Below are 15,485 nucleotides of genomic sequence, written 5' to 3'. Positions count from 1 at the left end.
CTGAGTCCTAAATTTAAATTTGCATACCATCAGGTAATAATTGGCCCTGAACAGTTTCAATTTGCTCTACAATGTCCTGGCTATCTTCTTCAAAGTCAGCAATGTGGAACATAGCTTCACCTTCCTGCACTAACGGAATATTTTGTTTGCCAATCAAAATACCGCTGCGTGTTGCTTTTACAACATCGATGACTTCACCAAATGGACTACCGATTTCAGCTAAGATATCGTTTTTCTCGATTTGGTCACCTAAATCAACTTTATTGTGAACAATGCCACTCGCATTTGCCCGCATCCAGCCACTGCTATTAGCAATAAAAGGTTCTAATGGTTTCCGTTTTTTGCCCGAGCTTCTTCGCATCATGCCTAAAAACTGTAAAACATTTAATATACCTTTCATTCCAGCTCGGATTGAAAACTCGTCAAATCGTAAAGCTTCACCGGCTTCGTACAACAATACCTTAGTATCATTTTCTACTGCCGCTTGACGCAAAGAACCGTCTAATACGTTTGAATGCAATACAACAGGAACACCAAATACTTGGGCTAACTCTTTAGTAGCATCATCGGTTAAATCGGCACGAATTTGTGGCAAATTAGAACGATGTATCGCACCTGTGTGCAAATCAATACCGTAGTCACACTGTTTGACTATTTCATTCAAAAATTTAAACGCAACACGACCAGCCAATGAACCTTTACTTGACCCCGGAAAACAACGGTTTAGGTCACGTCGGTCAGGCATATAACGGCTTTGATTTACAACGCCATATACGTTAACCATAGGCACAGCAATTACAGTTCCACGAATAATTTTAAAGTTCTTCTGGGTGATAAGACGGCGGATAATTTCAATCCCATTCAACTCGTCACCATGCACAGCTGCACTTATAAATATTGTTGGTCCTGGTTTTTTAGAGCGAAAAATATGCACAGGTAAAGATACATCAGCATCGGTATACAATTTAGCAACGGGTAATTCAATTTTACGTTGCTCACCTGGCATAATTGTAAATTCGCCAATTTTTAATGGCGCCATCGTCATTCCTTTCATATCTTTACCTACTAACCTTTACCGCGCGTTTTTGTCGCATGTAGTTTTGCATTTTTTTCAATAAATTCGATAACCATTCCGGCTACGTCTTTACCCGTCGCATTTTCAATACCTTCAAGACCTGGAGAAGAGTTAACTTCCATAACCATAGGTCCGTTTTGTGAACGCAGTAAATCGACCCCACATACATTCAAACCCATTATTTTTGCTGCGTTTACCGCAGTCTCACGCTCTTGTTTCGTTAACTTGATCACTTCAGCAGATCCGCCACGGTGTAAGTTAGAACGGAATTCACCTTCAGCACCTTGACGTTTCATCGCGGCAACCACTTTACCGCCAACCACCAAACAGCGAATATCGGCACCACCAGCTTCTTTAATAAATTCTTGAACCAATATGTTTGCTTTTAAGCCCATGAACGCTTCAATAATCGCTTCAGCAGCTTTTGCCGTATCGGCTAATACAACACCAATTCCCTGTGTACCTTCAAGTAATTTGATAACAACGGGTGCGCCACCAACATTTTTAATTAAGTCTTTAATGTTGTCTGGCTTGCTCGCGAAACCAGTGCGCGGTAGACCAATGCCCCTACGAGATAACAATTGTAAAGAGCGTAATTTGTCACGAGAACGACTGATAGCAACCGATTCGTTAACGTTAAACGTTCCCATCATCTCAAACTGACGCGCAACCGCAGTACCGTAAAACGTTACCGACGCACCAATTCGCGGAATAATCGCATCATACATTGGCAGTTCTTTACCATGGTAACGAACCGTTGGACGACTACTCGTGATGTCCATGTAGCAATGAAGAGTGTCGATAATATCCACTTCGTGACCCATTGCTTCGCCAGCTTCTTTTAAGCGACGAGTTGAGTATAAGTTTGCGTTGCGAGATAAAATTGCGATTTTCATAATATTTTGTCCAACTTTTAAGTTTGTTTCCGTTTCACTAACGGGTTAATGTTTAAAGAGTGTAGACTGCATTTATCAAACAACAAAACGCAATATTTTGGTCGGTTTAATCAATTTTTTTGATTAGACTGGTAAGAAAGAAAAAGCCATGAAAATTGAATTACTTAAAACATTCTTGGAAGTAAGCCGTACGCTGCATTTTCGACTTGCGGCAGAATCGCTCTATATAACTCAATCCGCTGTGAGTGCACGAATTAAACTGCTCGAAGACGATTTAGGGGTCATGTTATTTGACCGCAGTCAAAAACACCTCAAATTAACACCGGAAGGCAATCGATTAATAAAACACGCCAACGAGCTGTTATTAATGTGGCAGAAGACCAAACAAGATGTTGGCGTCTCTGAACATATTTCGTCGCAACTGGTCATTGGGTCAATGATGTCTATTTGGGATATTATTTTGCAGAGTTGGTTACAAAAAATTCATCGAAATTTAGATGACTTAAGTTTGATGACAACAAACTATAGCCCTTTTGAATTGCGGAAAAATCTTCTTAGTCGCCTAATTGATATCGCGTTTTTGTTTGAGCCCCCTTATGTCGAAGAACTAATGACTGAAAAAGTCGCTACAGTTCCTTTAACGCTAGTTTCATCAGAACCAATGCCACTAAATTCAGCAATAAATATGGATAATTATGTCATGGTTGATTACGGCGAGGCCATTAATGCACAGCATTTAAGGGAGTTTAGTGCAGCGCCACCGCCAAAACATATGATGAGCCAACCTAGAATTGCACTCAATTTTATATTAGATGCCGGAGGCAGTGCTTATCTTCCCCGTCAGATGACGTTTGAGCATATTGCGTCACAACGGTTACATCTAATTGAAAGCGCACCGGTTTATTCCCGGGACGTGTACGCCGCATATTTAGCTAAAAGCCAAAAAGTAGAAATTATCGAGCAGGTTTTGAATTTATTTCCCCACATAAAATTTTAGGGCATAAAAAATGCGCTTCGTAACTGTAAGCGCATTTGCAAATGTTAAGTTCTGTTAAAACCACTTATTCTTTTTAAATAACCAAATTTGTACAGAAATTATAGCCACTAAGCTTGCTACAAAAACACTAAACGCGGTCGAGCTTTCGGCACCTGGGATACCCCCAACGTTGACTCCCCACAATCCTGTTAAAAAACCCAGCGGTAAAAATATTGCGGCCACAATCGACAACACATACATTCTGCTGTTCATTTGCTCGGCAAGACCATTACTTAACTCTTCTTGTGTCACTGCAGCTCGGTCGCGGACAGAATCTAAGTCTTCGACTAAACGGGTGAGATGATCAGTGGTTTCACGCAATTGAATTTTTTCTGAAGCGGTAAAAAATGCAATCTTTTCACTTATCAGCTGATTCATCGCTTCTTTTTGTGGGGACAAATAACGTCGAAGTGAAATAATTTGGCGTCGCACATCTGATATTTCGTTACGCAGAGCATAGCTATTGTTCGTTAAAATACTCTCTTCGATAACTGAAACCTTATCTTCAATATCTTCAATGGTGTTGGTCATTCTAGAGATCAATAGATCGGTCAGTTGCACCACAAGATCAGTGGCAGACTTTGGTCCCGTACCATTTTCCATACTTACAGCAATATCGTTAGCCGATAATAATCTCCGACGTCTGGTACTGATCACGCGGTTTTTGGTTACCCACAGGCGAATTGACACCATATCTTCTGGATCACTATTGGGCGCTAAATTAACACCACGCAATGAGATGAGTAAACCATCGTCTAGCGTCGTCGCGCGGGGACGCGTTTCATCACACAATAATGCATCAGCAACGACGGGATTAAGTCCACTGACTTCCCTTAAATAGGTCTGGGTTGTCTCTTCTGTGTAGTCAAAGTGCAACCAGCTTGGACGGTTATTATCTAACTCATTTAATGACGGAATGGGATCTGCTGGCCCTTCCGCATTAAAGTAAAAGCCATAAATAAAATCTGAATTTGACATAAATTAATCAAACCTTATAAGTTTGTTACCTGTAGAATTACCGCTAAACATACACAAATAAACCGAAGTCGCACATCAATTTATTCCTAAAACAGCGTTTATTTTATGCCGCGTTTCGCAATTAACTCGGGCGACTAAGGCTCATTTGGTGTTTTTCCCACATCGTGGTTAACCTCTGTATCTGGTTGTTTATTTTTTTGCTCAATTTGCCATTTCTTTAGCTCAGCAAAATACACATCCCAGACACATGGACAACAACTACCGCCGCCACAACATTCACTCAAGCCGGGTTTTTCTGGTTTTTCCATACAAATACCGCGCGGTAAACTTATACCATTCCACCTAATTATTCGTCACTTAGTGAGTATACAAAAGATTTTGACAGTGAAAACTAAGGGCTGTTAATTAGTTACGATCCATCTGTATTACAAACTTGGCAATAACTTCGTGATGATGTTCTACAAGATATTGCGACTCACATTGGCAATACAGCATGCCGCGATAATCCATGCCTAAGTATCTGAAGGTCAGTTGAAACATCTGTTCAAAACAGTTCGGCGGGATCTTGTCGCTGCCGGTTGCTAAAACAACCACTTGTTTACCCCGTAACTGCCTGCCTTTGGCTTTTTCCGTTTTTAATAGATCAGACCAACGGTCAATAAATGTCTTCATTTGTGCACTGGCACTGTACCAATACATTGGCGTCGCTAGAATTATTCTGTCGTATTTAAGTAAGCCCGCCATGAGGGAAATAAAGTCATCGTTATAGTCTGCATTATAATCAAAGGGGCTTATCTCATAATCGTTAAGATCCACCACGGTCGCATTTATGATTGTCGCGTAATCATGAACGAGTGCGCTTGTATTACCGTCACTTCGGCTAGAACCTAAAATAATTACCGTTGACTCAGACATACAAATTCCTCTGCGCTGGAATGTCCGATAGGTATTCAACAAATTCGACTTCATATCCGTCAGGGTCAATAAAATACGCATTCTTTCGGTATTCCTCGGCATCTGAATATTTGGCTAGTTCAAACCCAGCTAACCTTAATCTGTCGATGACATCTTGTAAGTTAGTGGTTACAAATGCAAAGTGCGCCATACCAACAGAGTTGGACTTCAAGTCACGGTTTTCACCGGAACCGCCGTCATTAAATGTTAAATAATTGTAATCATCACCAAAATGTAGCCAGTTTCTTGGTGTGCCATACCAAGTCGACTGCCCTTCCCCACGAATAACCCAATGCGGAAATGCGGCTTGATAAAATGCTAACGATTTTTCAAGACTGACAACCACTAAATTTAAATGTTCCAGTTTCATTTTTGTTCTCCTTATTTCAAATTCATAACGGCATTAAATAAACTGCAAAAGCGGTAACCCAGTTGTTTGTCGTTCATTCGTTCGGTTTTGGACTGCCTAACGTTGTTCTCGGCGCAAGTTGAAGTTAATTTTCTAGGTGCCTGATCATGTTGCTTTGTATTTTTCATTTGATTCTCCTAATGCATTTCATTTTTTAATAATTAGCTCGATTAAGCTGTTGCACATCCTAAAACCTCAAGTTAACCTGAGGTAAAGTGTTATTTTGAAAAAAGTGAAAAAAAATGGAACAAGAACCTACATGGGCCGTCGGGCGAGTGGCAAAACGGTGCGGCGTAAAAGTATCAACGTTGCACTTTTATGAAGAAAAAGGATTGATTAGAAGTTGGCGCAATCAAGGTAATCAACGACGCTATAAACCAGAAGTATTACGTCGTATATCTGTCATTAAAGCGGCGCAAAAAATGGGGGTGAGTTTAGATGAAATAAAACATGCCTTTTCGACATTACCAAACAATAGAACGCCAACTAAAGAAGATTGGCAACATTTAAGTCAATTATGGCACGACGCCCTTAATCGTAAAATTCACCAATTGGAGAACCTCCGTGACTCACTGACCGGATGTATTGGTTGTGGTTGTTTGTCCCTGAATTCGTGTCCAATTTACAATCCCGACGATGAGCTTTCCAGTCAAGGACCAGGACCCGTTATTTTAGATTCAAAATAATAGCCGTGAAGATATGATAACAATCCACATAACGAACAGGTTCGTTCAAAGTCTCCTCAGAGCTGTGATAATTAGCCAAATTTATGTCTTTTGCTAAAAACTTTACATCATGATTAGAAAATTATTTTTAATCTGCGTAACCGCTGCCAATCGCTCTGAACGGCATATCGAGTTCCAGTTCTGGTATTTGCACTCCTAACCAAGCAGGAAATGTATTGCTATTAGGGCCAGGGAATAATGTGTATTCATCAGCCCACGGATACCTTGCAACTGCGGCAACGATTTTAGGAATGAGTTTTTCGGCTTTTGCACCTTTAATTGACAATACTTTTTCTGGCTTAGCGCCATACCAGTATGTATCAGGTGTTATGGTTTTATATTCTTTAAGTGCTGGCAGTCCACTGCGAACACGCCACCCGACCACTTCATATACAGTGTACTCTACGGCCTTTTCAGGTTTTATCGCAACCCACGTATGCACGGCAAACCATCCGCGCCAACTAAACGCATCTGCTGCGTAAAACTCAATAACCGCCGCTTCTTCGACCCAAGGTTTAGGTGAAATACCAGCAGGTTCTCGACTGGCCGTTCGCCAGTTGGAATTTGCACAACTGGTGACAAACATTACTAAAACCAAAACTAATAGCGCTTTCATTACAAACCCAAACTGTTTATTTACTTAACTCCTACAAAGCATAAAGCCTTGCTTGGTGATTTCAATTCAGAAATTTAACATTCAGCAATATTTATTCAGATACAGGCGTTTCTGGCTTTATTAAACTGACTATGCCTTTTATTTTATCTTCACTATAGGTTGTTTCTTTGGTTACCAATTTAACGTGATTTTTTTCGTCAAACATAAACAAAGGGGTATACCTATTTTCATATTTCTTTTTATAGTCTTCCCATGAAAACTCAGCTGTGATCGACGTCTTTTTAAGGCTTGCGCCTTGTGATGACATACTCGCTAACTTCGAGTAACTCACGTTGTTAAACAAACCTAAGCTCTTCATGTATTTTTCAGTTGGCAAATGCCCTTCAAATTCTTTTTTATCCGTTGCACCTAGACCTGCCACATGTTCTTCACCAAACAAAAATTGATAGTACTGGGTCACTAGAGAATTCATTTGTTTATGAGGTGACAACACTAATAGATTTCCAATACCTGTGAGATCCATTGTACGTTGTGCATGTTCAGAACTTGGGTTACCAAAGTAAGTTGGGATGCCTTCCATTCGAGCCGCAGAAATAGCTTCCCAGTTAGTATCAGCAATCTTTACCTGCAGGCCAGTTTGCATCAGCTCTTTAGCCAACAACCGGGCAAAATGATTCCCGCCAAAAATTAAGAATCCAAGTGGTGCTGGTTCACGCTCACCTAACATTTTGGCAATCGGTTTGGCGGTCAAACTTTGCAATACGACGGTGAATATAATCACAAAAAATACCAAGGACGCCAAAATACTTGCTTCATCCATGCCGTTTTGTTCGAGTTTTATAGAGAATAATGCAGAGACTGCAGCGGCAACTATGCCTCGCGGAGCGATCCAGCTAATAAGTGCTTTTTCTTGCCAACGCAGTGATGACGACATCGTCGATAAGTAAACACCAATTGGCCTTGCAACAAAAATCATACACAATAGAAGCACCGTTGAGTTCACGCTGATATCGGCTAATTGAGCCAAATCAACCCGAGCCGCCAAGATGATAAATAACCCTGAGATAAGCAATACACTTAACGTTTCTTTAAATTCGATAATGCTATTAATCGATACGTCTTTTTTATTCGCTAACCAAATCCCCATTATCGTAACCGTTAACAGGCCACTTTCATGCGCCGCAACATTAGACAGTTGAAAGGCACCAAGGACAAAGGTAAATACCGCGGTGTTGATAAGGTATTCAGGGATCAACCCACGCTTTAAGGTAACACTTAACAAATGCCCAAATAAGGCGCCACAGATAACGCCTACAGACACTGTTTTGCCAAATGCCACGAGTGTATGTTGTATCGCATTTTGAGTTGATATTATGTATTCAAAGGTTAGTACGGCGAGGATTGCACCTATTGGATCGATGATGATCCCTTCCCATTTAAGAATTTGTGCCACATTTTTACTGGGCCGAACCGTTCTTAACATAGGTACGATGACCGTAGGTCCGGTAACCGTAACAATCGCACTAAACAAAAACGCAATTTGCCATGATATGCCTAATACAAAATGGGCGACGGGCGCGACTACCAGCCAGTTAACTAAGGTGCCTATTGTGCAAAGATTTCGCACGACTTTACCCTGTGATCCCAACTCAGAAAAGTTGAGCGACAATGCACCTTCAAAAAGAATGATTGCCACTGAAAGCGAGACCATTGGAAACAATAAATCACCAAATAACTGCTCACTATTAAGTTGCCCAAAGACGGGGCCAACCATAAGGCCAATAAGCAATAGCGGTAAAATCGCCGGAATTTTTAGTTTATGAGCAAACAATTGGCAAGAAATAGACAGGATGCCTATCAAAACAAGTAACGAAATAGGTTCGAAATCCATGAAGTAAAGTTCTCAATTATCCAGTGAAGAAAAAGAGTAATTGAAAAACGAGTAGATACCAAACTAATTCTAATGCTAATTTGGTCCTCTACTGGACTGCAAATACCCAGTGTGTAACACACTTAATGTTATAGCTTGTAAAACGAACTTTATAAAAATACTTTTAGTATTCCGTTAACTTTTATTTCTTTAATGGACTCTCTTAAATAAAAATACCGCGTGATCACTAAGATGGATAGAAGGACTGATTGAAAACAACGATTAGCAAATTTACTTAAGGCTGTTAATCTTTTAAACATTACCCCTGTATTAATTTAGTGCGGGCTAAAAATTACAAACAACTATAAAAAGGTAAAATCATGGAATTATCAGTTTTAATTATAATGGTCGCGCTGTTGCAATACAGTTGGTTCACTTTAAAAGTGGGTGTTTCAAGACCAAAATTCGAAGTCACTGCACCTAATATTAGCGGTGAAAAAACATGGGAAAGGCTCTTTCGAGTGCAACAAAATACGTTAGAGCAACTTATCATCTATATCCCATCGTTATTAGCGTTTACCTATTATGTTAGCGCGAAATGGGCGTTTATTCCGGGTGTTATATTTATTATTGGTCGCCAACTTTATGCGATGGCTTATGTTAACGATCCATCAAAACGCACAATCGGTTTCGCACTAACTTTTTTCAGCAATATGGCACTCGTGTTAATTACTGCAGGTTTTATCGTTGGCCAACTATTGTACAAATAAAAAGGTAAATAGCCGGGTGATATGTCACTCGGTTTTTCTCGCGTTACCTGACGCCTGCGTAAATATATTGTTTAATCAATTGGAGGTGAGTGTTACTACCTAAAAGTGACAAAAAGCACTTCTTTATGGTGAGGCGCTTTCCTCAATGCGTATTTATTCATTATTACAAATAGTTGCAATCATAAATGTACTTAAAACCGACAAAATACACATTCGTAATTATTTGAATAAATACCACAGGTAAACACTGGCAGTAATTACCATAAACAGAATTTATCGAACGTCTTGTAATTAACCTAATCATTGCATGTTAATAGCAAAAATAGTGTTAATTTTGAATATACTTGCGGTTTAACCTAAGCGCCATATATTAAAATGTAGACGACTAAATTTCTCTTAAATGTATTTTTTACCAAAATAATACACTTACACTACAATAAGCGTATAGTATCAGGTTGAATCGCACCTAATGCGCAACAACATATTACGTAATGATAATGACGAGGGAACTGAATTGAGCAACAAGACTTACCTGTTTAAAAATTCGATCAATCAAATGCTTGACCTAATTTCGAATCTTGAAGCTGGTCAAACAAAAATGCCTAATGATATCGAATTAACCAAACTGCTAAGCATCAGTCGTACTACTGTAAGAACGTGTGTTGAAGAACTTATTAAGACTGGCGTTATCAAACGTGATGGTTTTAATAAAATCGTTTTGCGACCACCGACCAAGGAAGATTATTACGAAATCGACGAGCAAAATTCGACTAAAGAAGTCCAAATTGAAAAGTACTTTTTGAATCTAATTAATACGAGTCAGTTATTGCCTGGTGATCGATTTTCAGAGTTAAGTTTAGCTAAAAACTCCGGTTGCACTACGGTTACCGTACGTGAGTTTCTAATTAAATTTTCGAATAATGGCTTAATAGAAAAAATTCCACGTGGACGTTGGAAAATGGTTAAGTTTGACGATAGCTTTGCCCGAGAATTAATCGCATTTAGAGAAATGGTAGAAATGCGCGCGCTGACAGAACTACTTAAATTCCCAAAATCACATGAAGTTTGGCAATCGTTAAAAGTTCTTTTAGAAAAACATCAAGAAGTAAGAGCGGATTTAGAAAATCGGTACTTGGAGTTCCCAGATCTTGATAGAGAATTGCATTTAATCATTCAGAAAAGTTCTCAGAACAGATTTACTCAACAGTTCTTCGACATTGTTTCATTTGTCTGTCACTACCACTATCAGTGGGATAAAACCGGTGAATTAGAACGTTTTACAGTCGCAATTGATGAACATATCGACCTGATGAATAATCTTTTAACACACAATAACGCAGGCTCAATTATGAGTATGGAAAAGCATCTACGAAGTGCCGAAAGCACGCTCTTGCGTTGTGTTCATGGTTTAGAACAGTAAAAAAATTAAGTCTAGCGACTTTAATAAAAGTCTAAAATCGTCAATTGAAAATAAAAAAGCTCAAATATAAAAAATTTGAGCTTTTTTGCTATTAAAGATTTATCAGCTAACTTTTGTTAAAAGTAGCCAATTGGGTTGTTAACTTGGTAAGTTGACTAACGACTCGGTGGACAAATCATGTATAGAATGTGCGCCTGTTAATGTCATCGCTACTCGCATTTCTTTATCGTACAAGTCTAACAATTGCTCTACACCCTTTTGTCCCTGCGCCGCTAGGGCATAAATATATGAGCGACCTAATAAGGTGCAATCGGCGCCCAACGCCAACATACGAACAACATCTAAACCAGAACGTATTCCTGAGTCGACAAATATTTTAGTCTCACCTTTAACCGCATCAGCAATCGCAGGTAACGCGCGGGCAGATGACAAAACACCATCAAGTTGACGACCACCATGATTTGAAACAACAATGCCGTCGGCCCCAAATTTTACTGCAGCTTTTGCGTCTTCAACATCAAGAATGCCTTTAATGACCATAGGGCCATCCCAGAATTCTCTTATCCACTCAAGGTCTTTCCAGCAAATCGATGGATCAAAGTTATTCCCTAACCAACCAATATAGTCTTCAAGTTTTGTTGGTTCGCCACGATACGCTGAGATATTACCCAAGTCGTGAGGTTTACCAAACAGACCAACATCAAATGCCCAATGAGGGTGAGTCATCGCTTGTAAAATTCGACGAGATGCCGCAAATGGGCCACTCATTCCCGAATGCATATCGCGATAACGTGCGCCGGGGACTGGCATATCAACAGTAAATACTAAAGTTGTTACACCTGCTGCCTTAGCTCGTTGCAGCACATTTTTCATGAATTCACGATCTTTTAAAACATACAATTGAAACCACATTGGTCTCTCAATCGCAGGTGTCACCTCTTCAATTGGGCAAACGGAAACCGTGGACATGATAAAAGGAATGCCTTTCTTTTCAGCCGCTTTAGCCGCTTGAACTTCACCACGGTTTGCGTACATACCAGTAAGACCAACAGGCGCTAAAGCGATAGGTAAATCTAATTTTTCACCAAATATTTCGGTGCTTAAATCAAGCTCAGACATATTGTTCAATACGCGTTGCTTTAGCCCGATGTCCGCTAAGTCATCAACATTACGACGCAGTGTGTCCTCTCGGTATGAACCTCCATCAATATAATGAAATAAAAATGGCGGTAGGCGCTTTTTAGCCGCTGCACGAAAATCCGTAGGAGCTGAAATTATCATAACCTATCCCTTTAGTTTGATTTAGGCTTTGTAACGTTCAACAGTTTGTTGCTGAACCCCTAACCCATCGATGCCTAAACGCATTACATCACCTTCTTTTAGATATAATGGTGGTGTCATTCCAAGACCAACGCCTGGAGGTGTACCTGTACTGATAATATCGCCAGGTTGTAAGCTCATGAATTGGCTTATGTAATGTACTAAGTGTGGCACTTTATAAACCATGGTATTGGTCGAACCGTTTTGCACTTTTTTGCCGTTAAGTTCTAACCAAATGTTCAGGTTATCAAAATCTTCAACTTCGTCCGGTGTCACTAAATAAGGACCAACAGGACCAAAAGTGTCACAGCCCTTACCTTTACACCATTGACCAGCGCGCTCTATTTGATATTCGCGTTCTGACAAGTCGTTAACGACACAGAAACCAGCAACGTAATCCATTGCATCTTCTTCTGATACATATTTAGCTTCTTTGCCAATAACGACACCTAGCTCGACTTCCCAATCACTTTTTTCTGATTTAGGTGGCAATACAACGTTGTCGTTTGGACCGATAATAGAAGATGTTGCTTTGAAGAATAAAACCGGCTCTGGTGGTACATCCATACCAGACTCAGCCGCATGATCCGCATAGTTCAAACCAACACAGATCATTTTCCCTACTTCAGCTACAGGCTCTGCAATACGGACATTGCGGTCGACCACTGGTAGGCTTGAAATATCTAATTTTTGTAATTTAGCCAGACCGTTATCGTTAAAAAAAGCTTTGTCGTAATCATCAAAATGACTAGACGCATCGCGAAGCTCACCTTGGCTGTCTAAAATTCCAGGTTTCTCTTGACCTAAGTCGCCAAATCTTACTAATTTCATAATTACCTCTGCTTCAATTTTTTACATTATTGTTCATTTAAATCAAAAATTTTATCCATCAGTTCCCAGCTTTGGCCTTCATTCGCCCAGGGTAACTTTTGTTGAAAAGTGCTCATTAACGCTTCCCATTCTTGTACTTTTTCGCTTTGTTGGTCGACTCTTGTTTTGTTCTCAAAACTGAATGTCTCGTCGACATTCATGATCATAAATAAGCGGTTTCCAACCAAAAAAATCTCCATTCCCGTAATGCCTACTGACCTAATGCTTTCAACAATTTCAGGCCAAACAGCACCACTTTCGTGGTATTTTTTGTATTCTTCAATTAACGTTTTATCGTCTTTTAAATCTAGGGCAAAACAATACTTACTAGCCATTTAGTTCACCTGTTGCGAACGTTTGCCATAAATAGCAATAACAACAAAGCACAATAACGGCAGCACAAATGACGCTTTAGTCGCCGAGAAACTGTCAAATATTGTGTTCATATCAATGATTGATGCCTGTGCCATTGGCAAGAAAGTCCCGCCGACAATAGCCATAATTAGTCCAGCGGCACCCAATTTGGCATCATCGCCAGTGTCAGTTAACGCTATGCCGTAGATAGTTGGAAACATCAGTGACATACAGGCGGATATTCCAACAAGGGCATAAACCCCTGCAACGCCATCTAAGAATATAGTTAATACAGTAAAGAACATGCCGCCTGCAGCCAGCAACATCAATAACTTACTTGGGTTAATGTACTTTAATAAGAAAGTACAAATAAAACGACTCAAACAGAATATGATCATCGCGTAAATATTCATCATTTGCGATTTTGCTTCAGCTGCTTGTTCTGTCATTCCTAGCTGGACAAACACTTCTGTGCCGTAGTGAATAATGAAAGTCCAACACATGATTTGCGCACCCACATAAAACATTTGTGCGATAACACCTTCACGATAATTTCGGTTTGCCAACAGGCGTTTAAAAGTACCTTTTAAATCAAGCCCTTCTGACACAGTTTCAGTACGCGGCATTTTTTTAATGGCGATAACAAAAAGGACCAACAATACGACTACACCAATCGCCAAATACGGATTACGAATTACCTCTAAGTCATTGGCCGTAATCGCAGATAGCTTATCCAGCGCAGCAGCTGAACCGTCTGCCGCGAGGGCCTGACGTTCTGCATCTGAAGCTGGGTTTAGTTTTTGAATGATAAATTGGGTGGCGACAAACATACCGAGTAATGAACCAACAGGATTAAACGCCTGGGCCAAATTGAGTCGTTGAGTTGCTGTTTCTTTTGGTCCCATTGATAAAATATATGGATTTGCACTCGTTTCCAAAAACGAAAGCCCACAAGTCATTACAAAAAAGGCCAATAAAAACGGCGCAAATGCCTGGGCACCAGCTGCCGGTATAAACAACAACGCACCCAACGCATAAAACCCTAATCCCATAAGCAAACCTGCTTTATAGGAGAATTTTTTTATAAAGATAGCAGCGGGAATGGCCATTACGCCATAACCACCGTAAAACGCCACTTGCACCCAGGTACTTTGAGTTGTACTCATCTGCAATACTTTTGAAAAAGCTTTTACCAAAGGGTTCGTTATATCATTTGCAAACCCCCACAAAGGAAAACACAAAGTGACAAGGATAAAACTAACAAGGTATACCTTTGGCACGACTTCTTTTGAAGATCTTTCACCACCCTGTTGAAGGTCAGCAGCGCTGTTTGCGGTATCTGTCGTATTCATAATTGGCCTTATTTTATTATTTTTATTAGTACAAATTTATAAAACGTTTAGTTATTGATCGTTACAAAACCACCATCAATTGGGAAATTACTGCCGGTGATGAAGGAAGCTTCATCTGAACATAAGTATTTTACTAATGCGCCGATTTCCTTTGGTGTGCCCATTCGACCAATCGGTTGTGTTTTTGATAATGTTTCAAACATTTCATCGACTTGGTCTGGGTAATTTTTTTCTAAGTAGCTGTCGACAAACGGTGTATGTACTCGAGCTGGTGCAACGCTGTTACAGCGAATACCGTCATTAACGTAATCTTTAGCGATAGAATAAGTCATGGTCAACACCGCCCCTTTACTCATTGAATAAGCAAAACGGTCAGGGATACCAACACTAGAGGCGATTGATGCCATGTTAACGATAACACCTGATTGCTGCTTTTTCATATGGCCAACAACCGCTTGAGCACAGTTGTAAACCCCTTTAACATTGACACGGTAGACTTTATCAAGCTCATCTTCTGGCGTTTGTTCTAATGTACCAACAGAGCCAATTCCGGCATTATTAACTAAAACGTCAATACGGCCGTGTTTGTCGGCAATATTATCAAAAGTCTCTTTTGTCAGTTGATGATTAGACACGTCCAGCGCAACTGCCTCGGCATTACCACCTAGAGATTTGATCTCATCCACGGTTGTCTGCGCGGATTCTAACGATAGGTCAACCACAATGATGTACTGCTCCGCAGATGCTAATGCGATAGAGATAGCGTGACCGATGCCGCTGCCGCCGCCCGTTACAATTGAAACTTTTTGCGTATTCATCTTAAATCCCATGATTTCTATT

At 40.1% G+C, this 15,485-nt stretch carries 18 protein-coding genes; 4 read left to right on the top strand and 14 right to left on the bottom strand.

Annotated features, from left to right (window positions below; translation table 11 throughout):
- Window positions 1-13: 13 nt before the first annotated feature.
- The gene (locus Q4575_RS17910; protein ID WP_252736724.1) at window positions 14-1,054 is read right to left on the bottom strand and encodes a succinylglutamate desuccinylase/aspartoacylase family protein; all 1,041 of its coding nucleotides are present in this window, start codon (window positions 1,052-1,054) and stop codon (window positions 14-16) included.
- A gap of 11 nt (window positions 1,055-1,065) precedes the next feature.
- Entirely contained in the window at window positions 1,066-1,971 is a 906-nt protein-coding gene (gene rimK, locus Q4575_RS17905) for a 30S ribosomal protein S6--L-glutamate ligase (protein WP_215964228.1), read from the bottom strand.
- Window positions 1,972-2,119: 148 nt separating this feature from the next.
- Between rimK and Q4575_RS17900 the strand changes: the two genes are divergently transcribed.
- The gene (locus Q4575_RS17900; protein ID WP_215964229.1) at window positions 2,120-2,968 is read left to right on the top strand and encodes a LysR family transcriptional regulator; all 849 of its coding nucleotides are present in this window, start codon (window positions 2,120-2,122) and stop codon (window positions 2,966-2,968) included.
- A gap of 54 nt (window positions 2,969-3,022) precedes the next feature.
- On the opposite strand, the gene Q4575_RS17895 is transcribed toward Q4575_RS17900, so the two are convergent.
- The 5 genes from Q4575_RS17895 to Q4575_RS17875 form a co-directional block, all read right to left on the bottom strand.
- Window positions 3,023-3,985 carry a zinc transporter ZntB gene (locus tag Q4575_RS17895; protein WP_215964230.1) on the bottom strand — a complete coding sequence of 321 codons (963 nt, stop codon included), beginning with the start codon at window positions 3,983-3,985 and terminating at the stop codon, window positions 3,023-3,025.
- Between the two features lie 134 nt (window positions 3,986-4,119).
- Window positions 4,120-4,293 carry an oxidoreductase-like domain-containing protein gene (locus tag Q4575_RS17890; protein ID WP_303523723.1) on the bottom strand — a complete coding sequence of 58 codons (174 nt, stop codon included), beginning with the start codon at window positions 4,291-4,293 and terminating at the stop codon, window positions 4,120-4,122.
- Window positions 4,294-4,390: 97 nt separating this feature from the next.
- Entirely contained in the window at window positions 4,391-4,900 is a 510-nt protein-coding gene (locus Q4575_RS17885; protein ID WP_303523722.1) for a flavodoxin family protein, read from the bottom strand.
- A complete protein-coding gene (locus tag Q4575_RS17880) occupies window positions 4,893-5,309 on the bottom strand; it encodes a VOC family protein (RefSeq protein WP_303523721.1) in 417 nt (138 codons plus the stop codon). The genes Q4575_RS17885 and Q4575_RS17880 overlap by 8 nt, the downstream gene beginning before the upstream one ends.
- A gap of 11 nt (window positions 5,310-5,320) precedes the next feature.
- The gene (locus Q4575_RS17875) at window positions 5,321-5,476 is read right to left on the bottom strand and encodes a hypothetical protein (protein WP_303523720.1); all 156 of its coding nucleotides are present in this window, start codon (window positions 5,474-5,476) and stop codon (window positions 5,321-5,323) included.
- Between the two features lie 114 nt (window positions 5,477-5,590).
- On the opposite strand from Q4575_RS17875, the gene soxR reads away from it, so the two are divergent.
- Window positions 5,591-6,034: a redox-sensitive transcriptional activator SoxR gene (gene soxR / locus Q4575_RS17870; protein WP_215964235.1), complete on the top strand. Its 444-nt coding sequence runs from the start codon at window positions 5,591-5,593 to the stop codon at window positions 6,032-6,034.
- 127 nt (window positions 6,035-6,161) lie between these two features.
- Here the strand turns inward: soxR and Q4575_RS17865 are convergent, their stop codons facing one another.
- On the bottom strand, window positions 6,162-6,689 hold the full coding sequence (locus Q4575_RS17865; RefSeq protein WP_215964236.1) for a DUF3750 domain-containing protein: 528 nt from the start codon (window positions 6,687-6,689) through the stop codon (window positions 6,162-6,164).
- A gap of 91 nt (window positions 6,690-6,780) precedes the next feature.
- Window positions 6,781-8,580: a sodium:proton antiporter gene (locus Q4575_RS17860; protein ID WP_215964237.1), complete on the bottom strand. Its 1,800-nt coding sequence runs from the start codon at window positions 8,578-8,580 to the stop codon at window positions 6,781-6,783.
- Window positions 8,581-8,939: 359 nt separating this feature from the next.
- Here Q4575_RS17860 and Q4575_RS17855 point away from each other — a divergent pair, with 359 nt between their 5' ends.
- A complete protein-coding gene (locus tag Q4575_RS17855) occupies window positions 8,940-9,329 on the top strand; it encodes an MAPEG family protein (RefSeq protein ID WP_303523719.1) in 390 nt (129 codons plus the stop codon).
- A 469-nt stretch (window positions 9,330-9,798) separates the two neighbouring features.
- The gene (locus Q4575_RS17850) at window positions 9,799-10,749 is read left to right on the top strand and encodes a GntR family transcriptional regulator (RefSeq protein ID WP_252736725.1); all 951 of its coding nucleotides are present in this window, start codon (window positions 9,799-9,801) and stop codon (window positions 10,747-10,749) included.
- Window positions 10,750-10,887: 138 nt separating this feature from the next.
- Here Q4575_RS17850 and lldD read toward each other — a convergent pair whose 3' ends face one another.
- Genes lldD through Q4575_RS17825 form a run of 5 tightly spaced genes read right to left on the bottom strand, consistent with a single transcriptional unit; the run spans window position 10,888 to window position 15,463 of the window.
- Window positions 10,888-12,030 carry an FMN-dependent L-lactate dehydrogenase LldD gene (gene lldD / locus Q4575_RS17845; RefSeq protein ID WP_215964239.1) on the bottom strand — a complete coding sequence of 381 codons (1,143 nt, stop codon included), beginning with the start codon at window positions 12,028-12,030 and terminating at the stop codon, window positions 10,888-10,890.
- 21 nt (window positions 12,031-12,051) lie between these two features.
- The gene (locus tag Q4575_RS17840) at window positions 12,052-12,900 is read right to left on the bottom strand and encodes a fumarylacetoacetate hydrolase family protein (protein ID WP_303523718.1); all 849 of its coding nucleotides are present in this window, start codon (window positions 12,898-12,900) and stop codon (window positions 12,052-12,054) included.
- Window positions 12,901-12,926: 26 nt separating this feature from the next.
- On the bottom strand, window positions 12,927-13,274 hold the full coding sequence (locus tag Q4575_RS17835; protein WP_303523717.1) for an L-rhamnose mutarotase: 348 nt from the start codon (window positions 13,272-13,274) through the stop codon (window positions 12,927-12,929).
- Window positions 13,275-14,645: an L-fucose:H+ symporter permease gene (gene fucP / locus Q4575_RS17830; RefSeq protein WP_215964242.1), complete on the bottom strand. Its 1,371-nt coding sequence runs from the start codon at window positions 14,643-14,645 to the stop codon at window positions 13,275-13,277.
- Window positions 14,646-14,692: 47 nt separating this feature from the next.
- The gene (locus Q4575_RS17825; protein WP_215964243.1) at window positions 14,693-15,463 is read right to left on the bottom strand and encodes an SDR family NAD(P)-dependent oxidoreductase; all 771 of its coding nucleotides are present in this window, start codon (window positions 15,461-15,463) and stop codon (window positions 14,693-14,695) included.
- Window positions 15,464-15,485: the final 22 nt, after the last annotated feature.

Origin of the sequence: Psychrosphaera sp. 1_MG-2023 (assembly GCF_030548245.1) — a bacterium.
Lineage (GTDB): Bacteria > Pseudomonadota > Gammaproteobacteria > Enterobacterales > Alteromonadaceae > Psychrosphaera > Psychrosphaera algicola.
The sequence above is the reverse complement of the archived record's forward strand: the minus strand, read 5'-3'. Positions and strand labels throughout refer to the sequence as shown.